Annotated in this window: 17 protein-coding genes; 7 read left to right on the top strand and 10 right to left on the bottom strand. The window is 69.3% G+C overall.

The window, feature by feature from the left end; translation table 11 throughout:
• The 5 genes from EER30_RS30015 to EER30_RS29995 all read right to left on the bottom strand — a co-directional run bounded on the left by EER30_RS30015 (position 1) and on the right by EER30_RS29995 (position 5782).
• Positions 1-1098 (bottom strand): ABC transporter ATP-binding protein, encoded by a 1098-nt coding sequence (locus tag EER30_RS30015; protein ID WP_432417578.1) that lies wholly within the window; start codon positions 1096-1098, stop codon positions 1-3.
• Positions 1095-2078: an ABC transporter ATP-binding protein gene (locus EER30_RS30010; protein ID WP_127503988.1), complete on the bottom strand. Its 984-nt coding sequence runs from the start codon at positions 2076-2078 to the stop codon at positions 1095-1097. Before EER30_RS30010 ends, EER30_RS30015 begins: the two co-directional genes overlap by 4 nt.
• A 6-nt stretch (positions 2079-2084) precedes the next feature.
• On the bottom strand, positions 2085-3044 hold the full coding sequence (locus EER30_RS30005) for an ABC transporter permease (protein ID WP_205650483.1): 960 nt from the start codon (positions 3042-3044) through the stop codon (positions 2085-2087).
• Positions 3041-4048: an ABC transporter permease gene (locus tag EER30_RS30000; protein WP_127503987.1), complete on the bottom strand. Its 1008-nt coding sequence runs from the start codon at positions 4046-4048 to the stop codon at positions 3041-3043. The genes EER30_RS30005 and EER30_RS30000 overlap by 4 nt, the downstream gene beginning before the upstream one ends.
• Before the next feature lie 72 nt (positions 4049-4120).
• Complete coding sequence (locus tag EER30_RS29995; protein ID WP_127503986.1) at positions 4121-5782, bottom strand: ABC transporter substrate-binding protein; 1662 nt, start codon at positions 5780-5782, stop codon at positions 4121-4123.
• 175 nt (positions 5783-5957) lie between these two features.
• On the opposite strand from EER30_RS29995, the gene EER30_RS29990 reads away from it, so the two are divergent.
• On the top strand, positions 5958-6746 hold the full coding sequence (locus EER30_RS29990) for an SAM-dependent methyltransferase (protein ID WP_127503985.1): 789 nt from the start codon (positions 5958-5960) through the stop codon (positions 6744-6746).
• A gap of 44 nt (positions 6747-6790) precedes the next feature.
• Positions 6791-7741: an AraC family transcriptional regulator gene (locus EER30_RS29985; RefSeq protein ID WP_127503984.1), complete on the top strand. Its 951-nt coding sequence runs from the start codon at positions 6791-6793 to the stop codon at positions 7739-7741.
• 36 nt (positions 7742-7777) lie between these two features.
• Here EER30_RS29985 and EER30_RS29980 read toward each other — a convergent pair whose 3' ends face one another.
• The gene (locus EER30_RS29980; protein WP_127503983.1) at positions 7778-8461 is read right to left on the bottom strand and encodes a class F sortase; all 684 of its coding nucleotides are present in this window, start codon (positions 8459-8461) and stop codon (positions 7778-7780) included.
• Positions 8458-9282: a DUF4397 domain-containing protein gene (locus EER30_RS29975; protein WP_127503982.1), complete on the bottom strand. Its 825-nt coding sequence runs from the start codon at positions 9280-9282 to the stop codon at positions 8458-8460. The genes EER30_RS29980 and EER30_RS29975 overlap by 4 nt, the downstream gene beginning before the upstream one ends.
• A gap of 154 nt (positions 9283-9436) precedes the next feature.
• Here EER30_RS29975 and EER30_RS29970 point away from each other — a divergent pair, with 154 nt between their 5' ends.
• From EER30_RS29970 to EER30_RS29960, 3 genes are all read left to right on the top strand, one after another.
• Positions 9437-10015 (top strand): RNA polymerase sigma factor, encoded by a 579-nt coding sequence (locus tag EER30_RS29970; protein ID WP_127503981.1) that lies wholly within the window; start codon positions 9437-9439, stop codon positions 10013-10015.
• Positions 9969-10664 carry an anti-sigma factor gene (locus EER30_RS29965; protein ID WP_127503980.1) on the top strand — a complete coding sequence of 232 codons (696 nt, stop codon included), beginning with the start codon at positions 9969-9971 and terminating at the stop codon, positions 10662-10664. Before EER30_RS29970 ends, EER30_RS29965 begins: the two co-directional genes overlap by 47 nt.
• 82 nt (positions 10665-10746) lie before the next feature.
• On the top strand, positions 10747-11388 hold the full coding sequence (locus tag EER30_RS29960) for a fasciclin domain-containing protein (protein WP_127504036.1): 642 nt from the start codon (positions 10747-10749) through the stop codon (positions 11386-11388).
• Positions 11389-11436: 48 nt separating this feature from the next.
• Here the strand turns inward: EER30_RS29960 and EER30_RS48930 are convergent, their stop codons facing one another.
• Positions 11437-11616, bottom strand: a complete 180-nt coding sequence (locus EER30_RS48930) for an SDR family oxidoreductase (protein WP_255436993.1) — start codon at positions 11614-11616, stop codon at positions 11437-11439.
• A gap of 307 nt (positions 11617-11923) precedes the next feature.
• On the opposite strand from EER30_RS48930, the gene EER30_RS29950 reads away from it, so the two are divergent.
• Positions 11924-13021, top strand: a complete 1098-nt coding sequence (locus EER30_RS29950) for a sugar phosphate isomerase/epimerase family protein (protein ID WP_127503979.1) — start codon at positions 11924-11926, stop codon at positions 13019-13021.
• Between the two features lie 74 nt (positions 13022-13095).
• Positions 13096-13563: a nitroreductase/quinone reductase family protein gene (locus tag EER30_RS29945; RefSeq protein WP_240670387.1), complete on the top strand. Its 468-nt coding sequence runs from the start codon at positions 13096-13098 to the stop codon at positions 13561-13563.
• On the opposite strand, the gene EER30_RS29940 is transcribed toward EER30_RS29945, so the two are convergent.
• Both EER30_RS29940 and EER30_RS29935 read right to left on the bottom strand, forming a co-directional pair.
• Positions 13541-14329, bottom strand: coding sequence for a carbohydrate ABC transporter permease (locus tag EER30_RS29940; RefSeq protein ID WP_127504035.1), 789 nt, complete (start codon positions 14327-14329; stop codon positions 13541-13543). The genes EER30_RS29945 and EER30_RS29940 overlap by 23 nt on opposite strands.
• A 45-nt stretch (positions 14330-14374) precedes the next feature.
• Entirely contained in the window at positions 14375-15346 is a 972-nt protein-coding gene (locus EER30_RS29935; protein WP_127503978.1) for a carbohydrate ABC transporter permease, read from the bottom strand.

Genomic DNA, 15346 nt, shown 5'->3' with positions numbered 1-15346 from the left:
TCAGGGCAGGGGCAGGTCCGTTCGGGTCGGGATCAGCTCGGCGCCCACGCCGGTGTCCACGTCGGGCCGGACCAGCTCGGCGCGGACCTCGTGCGGCTTCAGCTCGCCGCTGAGGATCTGCTCGGCGAAGTGGCACGCGACCCGCTGGCCCGAGTCGTCGAATGTCCTCAGCGACGGCCGCTCCTCCGTGCAGCGGCTCTGTGACCAGGGGCAACGCGTACGGAATCGGCAGCCGCTGGGCGGGTTGGCCGGCGACGGCAGATCGCCGACGAGCAGCATCCGCTCGCGTCGGTCCTCGACCCGGGGGTCGGGGATCGGCACGGCCGAGAGCAGAGCCCGGGTGTACGGATGCAGGGGCCGCTCGTACAACTGGTCGGCGCTCGCCTCCTCGACCAGCGAACCCAGGTACATCACGCCGATCGTGTCGGAGATGTGCCGGATCACGGCCAGGTCGTGCGCGATCACCAGGTAGGTCAGCCCGAGCGATTCCTGCAGGTCGTCGAGCAGGTTCACCACCTGGGCCTGGATGGACACGTCGAGCGCGGACACCGGCTCGTCGGCCACGATCAGCTCGGGGCCGAGCACCAGGGCGCGGGCGATGCCGATCCGCTGCCGCTGGCCGCCGGAGAACTCGTGCGGATACTTGTTCAGCGCCGACGCGGGCAGCCCCACCGAGTCGAGCGTGGACCGGAGCCGCTGCTGCGTGTCCGCCTTGTTCTTGTGCAGGTCGTGCGCCTTCAACCCCTCGACGAGCAGCGACTCGACCGACTGCCGCGGGTCGAGGCTCGACATCGGGTCCTGGAACACCATCTGCATGCGGCGCCGGAACAGCCGCATCCGCTCACCGGCGAGCGACCGGACATCCGTACCGTCGAAGGTGATGGTGCCGTGGGTCGGCTCGACCAGGCGCAGCAGGCCACGGCCGAGCGTCGACTTGCCGCAGCCGGATTCACCGACCAGACCGTACGTCTCCCCGCGCTTGATCTTCAGGGAAACGCCGTCGACGGCGTAGACGTATCCGACCGTACGGTCGAAGAGCAGTCCGCTTTTGATCGGGAAGTGAACCTTGAGGTCGTCGATCTCGACAAGGAAACTCACACCGCCACCTCCCTCTCCACGGGGTTCGTGCATCGCAGGGCGCCGGCGCGGCGGGTGGGTTCGAGCGGCACCGTCTCGCCGATGCAGTCGTCGATCACCCGGTCGCAGCGCGGGGCGAAAGCACACCCCTCCGACCAGGGGATGTTGTCGCTCACCGACCCGCGGATCTGGTGCAGCCGCGCGCCGCGGTCGACGTCCAGCCTCGGCACCGACTGCAGCAGACCGTGGGTGTACGGGTGGCGCGGGTCCTCGAACAGGTCGTGCCGGTAGGCCCGCTCGACGACCTTGCCGGCGTACAGGACGTTCACGGTGTCGCAGAGCCCGGCCACCACCCCGAGGTCGTGCGTGATCATCACCAGGGCCGTGCCGGAGTTGTCGACCAGCTCCTTGAGCAGCGTGAGGATCTGCGCCTGGATGGTCACGTCGAGCGCCGTGGTCGGCTCGTCGGCGATCAGCAGGCGCGGCTTGCAGGCCAGCGCGATCGCGATCAGCGCCCGCTGCCGCATGCCGCCGGAGAGCTGGTGCGGGAACTCCTTGAGCCGCCGCTGCGGGTCGGGGATGCCGACGGCGTCGAGCAACTCCTTGGCTTCGCGCAGCGCTGCCTGACGGGTCCGGCCCTGGTGACGTTCGAGCACCTCGGCCACCTGCACGCCGAGCGGGATCACCGGGTTCAGCGACGACAGCGGGTCCTGGAAGATCATGCCGATGTCGCGGCCGCGCCAGTCCCGCAGCTCGCGCGGGCGCAGTTTGAGCAGGTCGACATCGGAGAACCGCACCTCGCCGGTGACCCGGTTGCCGCGGCGGGGGAGCAGTCCCATGATCGCCAGGCTGGTCACCGACTTGCCGCAGCCGGACTCGCCGACCAGCCCGACCGTCTGGCCGGGTTCGACCGTGAAACTGACGCCGTCCACCGCCTTGACCGGCCGGGTGCCCTTGCGGTCGAAGACCACCGACAGATCACGTACGTCGAGAAGGGGCATGACACATCACCGCCGGTTCTTCGGGTCGAGCGCCTCGCGGATGCTCTCGCCGAGCAACGTGAAGCCGAGGGCCACGACGATGATCGCCAGGGCCGGGAAATACGCCAGTTCGGGTCGCACCTCGAAGTAGCGGACGCCGTCGACGCCGAGCATCAGGCCCCACTCGGCCCGGTTGATGTCGGGGTCGCCGAGGCCCAGGAACGACAGCGCGGCCGCGTCCAGAATCGCCACCGCGAAGGTCAGGGTGGCCTGCACGATGACCGCGGTCATCGAGTTCGGCAGCATGTGCCGCAGCACGATGTCGCGCCGCTTCACGCCCAGCGCGCGGGCGGCCAGCACGTGGTCGCTCTCCCGCTGGGCCAGCATCGACCCGCGCAGTAATCGGGCGAAGATCGGCACGTTCACCACCGCGACCGCGACGATCACCGTCCACTGGGTCGAGCGGCTGGCCAGCGCGACCAGGGTGATCGCCAGCAGCAGGCCGGGCAGGGCCAGCATGACGTCGGCCAGGCGCATCACCAGCACGTCGACCCAGCCGCCGATCGCGCCGGCCAGCGCCCCGAGCAGCACGCCGACCAGCAGGCCGATGAGCGTCGCCAGCACGCCGACGAACAGCGTCTGCCGGGCGCCGAAGACCATGCGGGATGCGAAGTCGCGCCCGAGCGGGTCGCTGCCCAGCGGGTGCCCGGCGGTCGAGCCCGGGATGCTGTCGACGGTCAGATCTTTGGTCAGCTCGGGGAACCGCTGCACCGGGTCGTGCGGTGCCACCAGCGGCGCGAAGATCGCGATGACCAGGAACAGCAGGATGATCGTGGCGCCGACGATCGCGGTCGGGTTGCGCAGCAGTCGCCGGCCGGCGTCGCGCAGCAGGCTGACCCCGCCGGCCTCGGCCGTGCGGGCGATCAGCTCGTCGATCCGCTTGCGCTTGTGATCGGCGAGGGTCGAGATTCCCCCGGGTCGGCTCATTGCACACGCACCCTCGGGTCGATGACCGCGTACGAGAGGTCGACCAGCAGGTTGACCACGATGAAGACGACGGCGGCCAGCAGGATCAGGGCCTGCAGTACGGGGTAGTCGCGGCCGCCGCTGATCGAGTCGGTGATCAGCGTGCCGAGGCCGCCCCAGTTGTAGACCTTCTCGGTCAGCACCGCGCCGGCCAGCAGCGCCCCGGTCTGCAGGCCGATCGTGGTGACCACCGGCAGCAGGGCGTTGCGCAGCACGTGCCGCTTGCGGATGGTCGGGCTGCGCAGGCCCTTGGCGTCCGCGGTGCGGATGTAGTCCTCGTCCAGCACGTCGAGGACGCTGGCCCGGGTGATCCGGATGATGATCGCCAGCGGGATCGTGGCCAGGGTGAACGCGGGCAGCACGAGATGCCAGAGAGCGTCGGCCGAGGCGTCGAACTCCCGGGTCAGCAGCCCGTCGAGCACGAAGAAGCCGGTCACGTCCGTGTTGCCCAGCCCGGTGGAGATGCGGCCGGACGGCGGGAAGTAGTGGACGCCCTGGGTCAGCCAGTCCTTGAGCAGGTAGCCCAGGAAGAAGATCGGGATCGAGATGCCGATCAGGGTGACGATGATGGTCGCGTTGTCGAGCAGCCGCCCGCGGTGCCGGGCCGCGAGATAGCCGAGCGGGATGCCCAGGCCGATCGCGATGATGATCGCGCCCAGGGCCAGCTCGACGGTGGCCGGGAAGGCTCGGCTGATCACGTCGGTCACCGGTTCGCCGGTGCGGATCGAGTTGCCGAAGTTGCCGGTCACGACGTTCTTGAGGAAGCGGCCGTACTGGACCCAGATCGGCTGGTCGTAGCCGAGGGCCCGGGTCAGCAGCTCGCGGGTCTGCGGGGTCGCGCGTTCGCCCAGCAACGCGTCGACCGGTCCGCCGGGCAGACTGCGCAGCCAGAAGAAGACCAGCGTCATCAGGGCGATCAGGGTGACGACGAGCTGGATCAGGCGGCGCGAGATGACTCTCACCATGAGGAATTCCTTCGCGTATCAGCGACCGGCGGCCCGGACCTGGTGAGGTCCGGGCCGCGGCTACGCCTGGTGCTATTTGGTGAGCGAGACGGTGTTGAACTCCTCGGCCGTCAACGGACTCGCGACCAGACCCTCGACGTTCTTGGTCGTGGCCAGCGCCGGCGGGGCGTGCCAGACCGGCACGGCCGGCAGCCACTTGGTCGCCAGGTCACGGTTGACCTGCTCGAACGCCGCCTTCTTGGCCGCCTGGTCGACGGTCGCGTCGGCCTTGCCGATGGCGGTGAACATCTCGGCCATCGCCTGGTCACCGAACTCGACCTTGCCCCGGCCGAAGAACGTGCCGACGAAGTTGCCCGGGTCGTTGTAGTCGCCGGTCCAGCCGAGGATGTGCAGGTCCTGCTTGCCGAACTGCTGCACGTCGTCCTTGAAGCCACCGTTCCACGGCCGCGGAACGCCGTTGACCTTGATGCCGGCCGCCTGCAGATCGTTGGCCAGGACGGTGAAGATCTCCTGCGGGTTCGGCATGTACGGCCGCGACACCTCGGTCGGGTAGTAGAAGTTGAGCGTCAGCCCGGTCGCGCCCGCCTCGGCCAGCAGCTGCTTGGCCTTGTCCACGTTGTAGTCGTACTTCTGCACGTCCGGGGCGTAGCCGCTCACCGTGTCGGGCAGGAACTGGTCGGCCACCTTCGCGCCGCCCGGCCCCTTGGTCTGCACGAGCTGAGCGCGGTTGAGGGCGTACGCGATGGCCTGCCGTACCCGCAGGTCTTTGAGCTTCGGGTTGTTCTTCTGGTTGATGCCCAGGTAGAGGATGTTGAAGGCGGGCCGGTCGAGCACCTTGTAGCCCTCGGCCGCGAGGGCCTTGCGGTCGGCCGGGGCCGGGAAGTCGATCGCCTGCACCGTGCCGGCGCGCAGCTCCTGCTTCCGGGTGTTCTCATCCTTGATGATCTTGATGATCATCTTGTCGACCTTGGCCTTGTCCCCGTAGTAGTCGGGGTTCTTGTTCAGCGTGATCTCGCCGGTGGCCTTGTTCCAGCCGCCGAACGTGAACGCGCCGGTGCCGGTCGGGTGCTCGTTCGCGAAGGCGCTGTAGGAGAACGAGTCGCCGTTCTGCGTCACCGTGTCGGAGTCGTACTTCTTCATCGCGGCCGGGCTGGCGATGGAGAACGCGGTGAGCGTGAACGCGCCCGGGAACGCTCCCTTGTATTTGGTCATCGTCACGACCGGGGTGTTCGCATCCTGCGCCTTGCAGTTCGAGTAGACCGCGTCGGGGCTGCCCGCGAACCCGCCGAAGACGTCGGTGTAGTAGATCATCTGGGACTGGGCGGCTTCGCCCTTCATGTTGAACCAGCGGTCGAAGTTCGCGCAGACCGCCGCCGCGTCGAGCGGGGTGCCGTCGTGGAACTTGACCCCCTGACGCAGCTTGAACGTCCAGATCTTGCCGGTCGCGTCGTTCGACCAGCTCTCGGCCAGGCCGCCCACCAGTTCGGCGGTGCCGGGCTTGTGGGTGACGAGGGTGTCGTACATCTGCCGGATCGGCCGGAACGATTCGCCGTCGTCGTTGAAGATCGGGTCGAAGTTCTTCGGGTCGCCCGCGCCCGCGAAGATGAAGGTCCCACCAGCGGCGGACGTGTTCTCGTCGCCCCCACTGTCACGATCACTTTTTGCACAGCCGGCCGCGCCGATCGTCAGCGCCGCGACGGCGCCGACGGCGATGAGCCTCACTGATGCACGCATCCTGTTCACCTCGTCCTATGGGTACGGACCTACGCCGTGTCCTATGGGTACGGACAAACGCGGTGACGTCGGTCACCATTGGCGAGACCCTAACCACTCACGGCGAACCCGTGGGGGCTTGGTATCGGATCGTGTCCTTTTCGGTTGGGCTCCGCACGCGCATCGTGGAACGTCTATGCTGATCATCGTGTCGGACAACGTGCAGCTGGACACCTCGGTCCCGCAGACCGCCCGCATCTGGAACTACCTGCTCGGCGGCAAGGACAACTTCGCCGTCGACCGGGCGGTCGGTGACCAGATCCTCGCGAGCCAGCCCCAATTGGCCGAGCACGCCCGCCTGAGCCGGGCCTTCCTCGTGCGGGCCGTGCGTTACCTGGCCGGTGAAGCCGGGGTGCGCCAGTTCCTCGACATCGGGACCGGCCTGCCCAGCGCCGGCAACACCCACGAGGTCGCCCAGTCGGTCGCGCCCGACAGCCGCATCGTCTACGTCGACAACGACCCGCTGGTCCTCACCCACGCCCGAGCGTTGCTGACCAGCCACCCCGACGGCGCTACCAGCTACATCGACGCCGACATGCACGACATCGACCTGGTGCTGCGCGAGGCGCGGCGCACGCTCGACTTCACCCAGCCGGTGGCGGTGCTGTTCATGGGCGTGCTCGGCCACGTCGAGGACGACGCCGTCGCCCAGGCCATGGTGCGTAAGGCGCTGGACGCCGTACCGACCGGCAGCTACCTCGCCATCTACGACGGCACCGACATCACCCCCGAGGTCGTCGAGGCCGCCCGCATCTGGAACGAATCGGCGGCGCTGCCCTACCACTTGCGCAGCCCGGCCCGCCTGGCCCAGTTCTTCGACGGTCTCGAGTTCGTCGACCCGGGCCTGGTCTCGGTGACCCGCTGGCGTCCCGACACCGACGGCGCCGAGATCGACCAGTACGGCGCCGTCGGCCGCAAGCCGTAGGCCCTAGAGTCGATGGCACAGGCCATCGAGCGCAGGGCGGTGCGATGGAATCGAGCGGCTCGTCCGCCGTGCTGCGAACCAGTGACCTCGCCGAGGCCAAAGCGTTCCTCGACGCCCGGTTCCGCTCCAGCGTTCTCGTGCCGGCCGACCGCCACCCGAGTTTCGCCGTACGGGTCAGGGCCGCGGCCGTCGGCGACCTCGGCATCAACGAGGTCAGCTTCGGCGCCGCGCTCCGGGTGCGATTCCCGGAACTCGACTGCTTCCAGGTCAACGTGGTGCGCGCCGGTCGCCTGCAAGTACGTCCCTCGCTGCCGGTGCTGCCCGGGGCGGCGGCGATCTACCAGCCGTACGCGGGGGAGGTCGACGACCGGTGGAGCGCCGACTGCGAGGTGATCGGGGTGCGCATCGAGCCGGCCCTGATGCGGCGGCAACTGGCCGTCATGCTCGACGAGCCGTACGCCACGAAGCCTCGGCTGGACGCCGGCGCGGTGCCCGGGCTGCTGGCCAGTTGGTCCCGGCTGGTGCGGTGGGTGCACGCCGACGCGTTCGGCGAGCAGAGCCTGACGGGTCATCCGCTGCACCGCGACCGGATCCAGGAACTGGTGGTGTCGGGGCTGATCGTCGCCACGGACCGTCGGACGCTCGATCGTCAGCGCACCCGCGGCGGGCCGCCGCCGAGGGCGGTCCGGCGGGTCGTCGACCTGGTCGAGGCGCATCCGGACCGGCCGTTCACGCTCGCCGCCCTCGCCGCGGTCGCCGGTGTCGGCACGCGCAGCCTGCAGGACGCGTTCAAGCGCCACGTCGGCCTCACCCCGATGGCTTTCGTCCGCGACGTCCGGCTGGCCCGGGCCCACGACGACCTGCGCAGCTCCGACTGGACCCGGGTGACGGTCGCGGCCGTGGCCCATCGGTGGGGCTTCGTCCACCTCGGCCGCTTCGCTCAACTGCACCGGGCGAGGTACGGAACGTCGCCGTCGGAGATCTTGCGGCGCTGACGTTCCGTACCTCGGAAGCGGTATGCCGACGCCGGCCTACGGCTGCGGGGTCGCGGTGACGACCACGTTGTCGCGGTAGTGGCGGGTGCGGGCGTCGAACGGGCCGCCGCAGGTGATCAGGGTCAGCCGAGCGGCGCCGTCACGGGCGAAGTATTTGCCCAGCGGGATCGCCGTCTTGCGGTAGCGCTCGCGGGCCACCACCCGGAACGTACGGGTGCGCTCTCCCGGGCCGGCGAGCGTGATCACGTCGTCGGTCCGCAGGGCGCCGAGGCGGAAGAACGCACCCTCGCCCTCGGCGGCGCTGTCCACGTGACCGGCGACGACGATCGAGCCCGTCGTTGCCGAGAAGCCCGGTCCGAAGCGGTACCAGCCGACCCGGTCGACGCTCGGTGGCACGGCGAAGTCGCCGCTCCGCCGGTCGATGCCGACGGGATCGACGGTCGCGTCCAGCTTCAGCGCCGGGACGGTGAGCCGGACGGGCGCGTCGACCGGGGCCGCCGCCGGTGGCCGGCCGTCATGGACGGGGACCGGTCCGGCGACGGCAGCGGACGGGCTCGCGGGCGCCGACGTCGCGACACCGGCCGGGCCGAAGTCGCCCTCCGGCCGGGCCTGGCAGGCGGCCACGCCGGCGACGGTGGTCAGCACCGTGCCCACGGCCACGAGGAGCAGGGCACGCCCCGGCCGGTGCCGGGACGTGCCGCGGTGCGCAGCAGTGCTCATCGACGCGTGGCCACCAGGCGGGCGAGGCCGAGCAGAACCAGCAGGATCCCGGCGCCACCCACGCTGTACCAGGGCAGGGAGTTCCCCCGGTCGGCGAGCCCGCCGTCACCGCTGGGCACGCCGCCCGGCGCCGAGTGGAGACCGGTGATTGTCTGGGTCACCAGAGCGAGCGTCTTGTCCTCGGCCGAGCCGGTCGCGTAGACGATCGTCGCCGCGCCCTCGCGCAGGTTCACCTCGGCCGGGCCGAGCACCCGGGTCTGCGTGCCGGCCAGCACGACGTCGGCCGAGACACTGCCGGCGTCGAGGTCGGCCTTCCCCTCCTTGGGGTTGGTCACGTCCTCGAAGACCGGCTGGCCACCGGCGCGCACGTCGACGGCGGGCGCGGCCGCGGTGTGCCGCACGATCAGGCGGGCCTGGCCCGGGTCGAGCTTGCTCGTGTCGTTGACGAACGGGGTCAGCACCGGCTTCCCGCCCTCGTCGAGGTGGGCGACCAGGCTGATGTTCGCGTCGCCGGGCACCTCGGCGTTCTCGACGGTCAGCAGCGCGCTGCCGAGAGCGTCGCCGGGCTTGGTCAGCGCGATGTCGTACTCCCCGCCGGGCAGGCTGAGCGGCCCGGCGACCTTGCCGGGCTGGAACCCGGGGACGGTCTTCTCCCCGTTGACGTAGACGTCCACCGGCTGACCGGGGATGCCGTGCACGACCGACACCTTGGAGTTCGCCTTGGCGAAGGCCGGACCGGCGGCGAACGCGCCGGCGGCACCCAGGGCGAGCAGGGACGCCGTGCCGACCGTGACCGCGCGTCGTATGTGCAGGATTCGCATCGAAACTCCCTCGAACGGCTCATCGTGGTTCGGTATGCCAGGTCCTTCGTCGTGACGGTGTGGGATGGATGCAGCGAAATCGGGGAAGTTCGGTGCATCCGCCGAGGCCTCGCCGAACGAACGACTGGGTGGACGACGCGCGGAAGGGAGGTCGATGGACCGCGACGATCAGCTCGCCGAGCGCTTGCGCAGCGGCGACGAGAAGGCATTGCGGCTCGCCTACGACCGGCACGGAGCGGCCGTGCTCTATCTGGCTCAACGGCTGCTCGGCAACCGGGCCGACGCCGAGGACGTCACACAGTTGACCTTCGTGGCGGCGTGGGCCGGCCGGGACTCGTTCGACCCGCAACGCGGCACGATCCTGGGCTGGCTGCTCGGCATCGCGCGGCGTAAGGCGATCGACCGGATGCGGTCCGCGGCCCGCGACGACCGGCTGGTCGAGACTGTACGATCCCAGGTCGCCCCGGCCGAGGAGGCGGAGCGCCCGGAGCGTGTCGTCGACCGGCTGGTGGTCGCCGACGAGCTGGGCCGCCTGCCCGAGGAGCAGCGCCGCACCCTGGAGCTGGCATTCTTCGACGACCTGACCCACCCACAGATAGCGGCCGTGACCGGGCTCCCGCTCGGTACGGTCAAGAGCCATATCCGGCGCGGACTGGCGAACCTGCGACGCCGTTGGGAGGTGGACGGTGGAACATTTGGATCCCGATCGGCTGGTCCTCTTCGCGCTCTCTGAGGAGGCCGAGGACGCCGCCGAGTCCGGCCACCTGGCCCGGTGCGCCACCTGCCGGGACGAGCTCGACACGTTGCGCACCGTCACCGGTCTGGGTGCCGAGACCCACGACCTGCGCGACCTGCCGCCTCCGCCGGAGCAGATCTGGCAGCGCATCGAGGCCGACATCGCCGAGCCCGTCCGGCAGCAGAAGCCTTCTCCCGTACGGCGGAGCCGGCCGCGCTGGCTCGTGCCGGTGCTCGCCGCGGCCGCCGCGGCGATCGTCGCCGTCGCCGGAACGGTCGCGGTCGACCGGTTCGCGGGGCGGGCTCCGGCCGAGACGGTCACGGCCCGGGCCACGCTGGCTCCGTTGGCGACGGTCCCGGCGGCTGCGGGCGGCACGGTTCGGGTGCTGTCGGACGGCGAGATGCGCATCGGCGTACGAAATCTGCCGTTGACCACTGGTTTTCACGAGGTGTGGCTGATCGACCCGGACGACCTGACGAAGATGGTGGCCCTGGGCAACCTGCCCGATCAGGGCGACTCGGTGCTGCCGGTGCCGCCGGGCATCGACATGAATCAGTACCGCCTGGTCGACATCAGCGACGAGCCGCACGACGGCGACGCCACGCACTCCGGCCGCAGCCTGTTGCGCGGAATTCTGACCGAATAACTGCATCCATCCGGGGCGACCGGGGCGAAGTACGGGTGGTGGCGCGACTGCCACCGCCCGTACTTGGAAAGGACGCTCGATGATGAGGTTCACCCGACTCGCCGCCGTCGCGACCACCACGGTCGTCGCCTCCGCGCTCTTCGCCGCTCCGGCGAGCGCCCACGGCAAGACCAAACCGCTGGGCACGAAGTCCCTGGCCGCCGTCCTCACCGCCGACAAGAGCGGCTTCGACCACCGCGGGGGCGACTACGACATTCTCACCGCGGCCGTGCTGGCCGTGCTGAAGGCCAAGCCGTCGAGCCAGGTCAAGGTGCTGACCGACGGCAAGGTGGCTCTGACGGCGTTCCTGCCCGACGACCGCGCGTTCCAGAAGCTGGTCGCCGACCTGAAGAACACCAAGCGCCTGCCGAGCGAGAAGGCTGCGTTCACCGCGGTGGCCGGGCTCGGCATCAACACCGTCGAGTCCGTCCTGCTCTACCACGTCGTGCCGGGCGCCACGATCGACCGCAAGGCGGCGCTCAAGGCCGACGGCGCCTCGCTGAAGACGGCCGCCGGCTCGTCCATCAAGGTCGACGTCTACGGCCACCACTGGAAGCGCGTCAAGCTGATCGACGCCGACCGCTCCGACCGCGACCCGCGCGTCATCCGCTTCGACATCAACAAGGGCAACCGCCAGATCGCGCACGGCATCGACGCTGTGCTGCGCCCGATCAACCTTCCCTGAGGCCACCGGCGGGCGCGACGTTTCCGTCGCGCCCGCCTCGGCGTACGGTCAGATCTGGCTGGCGCCGCCGTCGACGTAGATCTGGGCGCCGGTCATGTAGCTGCCGGCCGGGGAGGCCAGGAAGAGCACGGTCTCGGCGATCTCCTCGGGCCGGCCGAGGCGCTCCATCGGGACGCCCGCCGCGAGGTTCTTGAGCAGTTGCTCGGCCGCCTCGGGGCCGTCGGCCAGGCCGCTGAGGCCGGGCGTGGCGTGGCGCGGAGGCGCGGCCGGAATGCGCTGCGGGGCGGGCTTGCTCGTAGCGGGGGCCGAGGGGCGGGCTTGCGCGTGGCGGGGCCGAGAACGGGCGTGATCGAGAAGTCGCCGGGAGGCTTTCGGCGCGCGATGATCCGTAATGACTCAGGGATCGACTTTTGTCTGTTCAGACGAAAGTTGGATCTATCTTGGACTATCTTCTGACTCTGGCGAGCGTTAGTGTCTTTTCAAGTCTGAAACACGCGTGACACAAACTCCGAACAACGTCCTCTATGGAGTTCGCATGTTCAAATCGCCTGTCTCCCGCCGTCAGATTCTTACCGCCTCCGCCGGTGCGGCCGCCGCCATCGGAGCCGCCGGACTTCCCGTGCTGGCCACCGGCTCGCCGGCCCTCGCGCACGACAAGGGCCACGGGCACGGCCCCGGCAAGCTGCGTGCCGAACCGCTGATCCCGTCCCGTAACCGCGGCATCATCCTCTACAGCGTCCGTGACCGGATCTCCGCCGCACCCGATGACTCCGGGGTGCCGTACGGCTTCGAACGGGTTCTCGCCCGGCTGGCCGAGATCGGCTACAAGGAGATCGAGTTCGCCGGCTACAACCAGCACACCTCGATCCTGGGCCGGCAGATCACGCCGGCCGAGATCCGCAAGATCCTCGACGACAACGGGCTGGTCGCCAACGGCACGCACACGTCGATCAACGCGGCCACCTTCGAGCAGCAGCTCGACATCGCCCAGACGCTCGGCATGAAGCACATCGGCACCGGCAGCGACCCGACCGGCAGCGCCTACCGCGCCGACTGGGACGCGGCCGCCGACCTCTGGAACGAGCTCGGCCGCACGGCCCGCAAACGAGGGCTCAAGCTCTACACCCACAACCACGACGCCGCGTACGGGTTCCTGCTCGACGCGGGGCCTCTCGACGCGAACGGCCGGCCGACCCGGTCGAGCGGGCTGCGCAAGCTCGAGTACTTCTTCGGCCAGACCGACGAGCGCTACGTCTTCTTCGAGATGGACGTCTACTGGGCGTACGTGGCCCGGTTCAAGCACCACACCTATGTGGACGCTCGTGGGAACGCGAAGGAGGATCTGTTCGACCCGATCCTCACCGTCGCGCCGCGCACCGAGCGGTTCCCGCTGTTCCACGCCAAGGACGGCGACCGTGCTCCGGCCCAGGCCAACGGCTACACGATGGTGCCGCTGGGTGAGGGCGACATCAACTTCCAGCAGTTCTTCGAGGTCATCGGCCGCCAGGACTACCACCACGCGAACTGGGAGCAGGACAGCGCCCCCGGTGGCACGGCCAACCCCGGCCAGTCCATCGACTTCGCCGGTATCAGCTACCGCAACATGTCCGAGCTGACCATCTACCGCCGGTGACCTGACCGGCCGCCCGGCACCTGCGAGGGTGCCGGGCGTACGGTGGTCCTCCGCGCGACGAGAGGTGAGTCCGGGTGTGGAGGAAGCTGTGGCGTACGGCCGGGTCGTGGTCGGCGTTCACGCCGGTGGCCCGGCGTCTCGTGCGGGTCGACCGGCTGCTCAGCCGGGTGACGCGGGGGCGGGTCGTCGCGTTGGGTATGGCGCCGTCGCTGTTGCTGACGACGACCGGGCGGCGTAGCGGGCTGCCGCGCAGCAGCCCCCTGCAATTCGTACGGCATGGCGACGATCTGGTCGTCATCGCCTCGAACTGGGGTGGCGAGAGCGACCCGGCCTGGGCCTGGAACCTGACCGCCGACCCGAGGGCAGTGGTCACGCTCGGCGGAGCCGAGATCCCGGTCATCGCGTACGAGGCTCTGGACGACGATCACGAACGTCTGTGGCGGCTGATCGTGGACCAGTGGCCCGGCTACGAGAACTACAAGACCCGCGCCTCCCACCGCCACCTGCGCATCTTCCGGCTCAGCCCTTCACCGCTCCGGTGAGCCCGCCGACGATGCGCCGCTCGAAGAGGCTGAAGAACACGAGCGCCGGGATCATCGACAGCGAGGTGAAGGCGAGCACCTTCGCGGTGTCGACCGAGTACTGCGACGAGAAATTCTGCACCCCCAGCGGCAGGGTGAAGGTCTCCTGGTCGTTCAGGATGAACAGCGGCAACAGGTAGCTGTTCCAGCTGCCGACGAAGGCCAGGATCCCGACGGTGATCAGGCCGGGCACCGACAGCGGCAGCACCATCCGCCAGAAGAAGCCGAGCCGGCTGCAGCGGTCGATGGCCGCGGCCTCCTCGATCTCCTTGGGGATCGCCCGCAGGAACGGGACCAGGATGATGATCGTGGTCGGGAGTCCGAAGGCGATCTGCGGGAGGATGACGCCGGGCAGCGTGTTCACCAGGCCCAGGTTCTTCACCAGCAGGTAGAGCGGCGTGATGGCGACCGTGGCCGGGAACATGAGCCCGGCCGCGAACAACGCGTACATCGCCCCGCGGCCGCGGAAGCTGTAACGCGCGAGGACGTAGCTCGCCATCACGCCCAGGGCGACCACTCCGGCCGTGGTGATGACCGCGGCGATCGTCGAGTTGCCGAACTGGCGCCAGAAGACGTCGCCGGTCAGCACGTCGGTGTAGTTGCCGAGCACCCACGGGTCGGGCAGGCCGGCCGGGTCGGTGGTGATCTGCGAGTTGGTCCGGAACCCGCCGATGATGATGTAGATGACGGGTCCGAGCATGAGGCCGATCACTAACAGGACGGCCATATAGACGACGGGGTTGCCTCCGCTGCTGTGCTTCGTCGCCACGGTCTACTTTCCTTCGGTGAGCGCGCCCTCGGTGTCCCGGCGCAGAACGAAACGCTGGTAGACGAGCGCGATGGTCAATGAGACGAGGAAGAGCACGACCGCCACGGCGTTTCCGTAGCCGTAGTTGGCCGCGTTCCTCCCCTCGACGACCATGTACGTCGTCATGGTCGAGGTGCCCGCGGTCGAGGCGACGTACTGGCCCCAGATGATGTAGACGAGGTCGAACAGCTGCAGCGAACCGATGATCGACAGGAAGGCCCAGATCCGTAGTGTCGGTCCGAGCAACGGCAGGGTGATGTGCCGTTGGATCTGCCAGTACGAGGCCCCGTCGACCGCGGCGGCCTCGGAGAGCTCCTCGGGAATGTTCTGCAGGCCGGCCAGGAACAGGATCACCGCGAACCCGACGTACTTCCAGGTCAGGATGAGCATCAGCGACCAGATGGCGAGCTTCGGGTTGGCCAGCCAGTCCTCGGCCAGCCATCCGAGCCCGATCGAGCGCAGCACGTCGTTGACCGCGCCGGTGGTCTGCAGCATCAGGGCCCAGGCCGTACCGGTGATGACCTCGGAGATCACGAACGGGACGAAGATGAGCACCCGGATGAGCGACTGGGCCCGCATCCCCCGGTTGAGCAGCAGGGCGAGCCCGAGCGCGACCGGCAGCTGGAAGACGATGGACAGCACGACGATCTGCGCGTTGTGCCACAGCGCCTCGTGGAAAAGGCTGTCCTTCAGGATCGTGACGTAGTTGTCCAGGCCGACGAAGTCGGTCGGCACCCCGTAGCCCTTCCACCGGTAGAAGCCGTAGTAGGCGGCCATCAGGACCGGGAAGATCACGAAGCCGACGAACACCAGGATCGCCGGGCCGGACAGCGCCACGATCTCGAGCCGCTGGGCCCAGCCGATTCCGCGACGGCGTGGGCGGACCGGAGGCAGCGCCCGCACGCGGTTGTCGGGCGCTGCCTCCGTGAGTGCCAC

Source organism: Actinoplanes solisilvae (assembly GCF_003999975.1).
GTDB classification, from domain to species: domain Bacteria; phylum Actinomycetota; class Actinomycetes; order Mycobacteriales; family Micromonosporaceae; genus Actinoplanes; species Actinoplanes solisilvae.
Note: the sequence above shows the minus strand (reverse complement) of the source record. Positions and strands in the feature narration are given on the sequence as shown.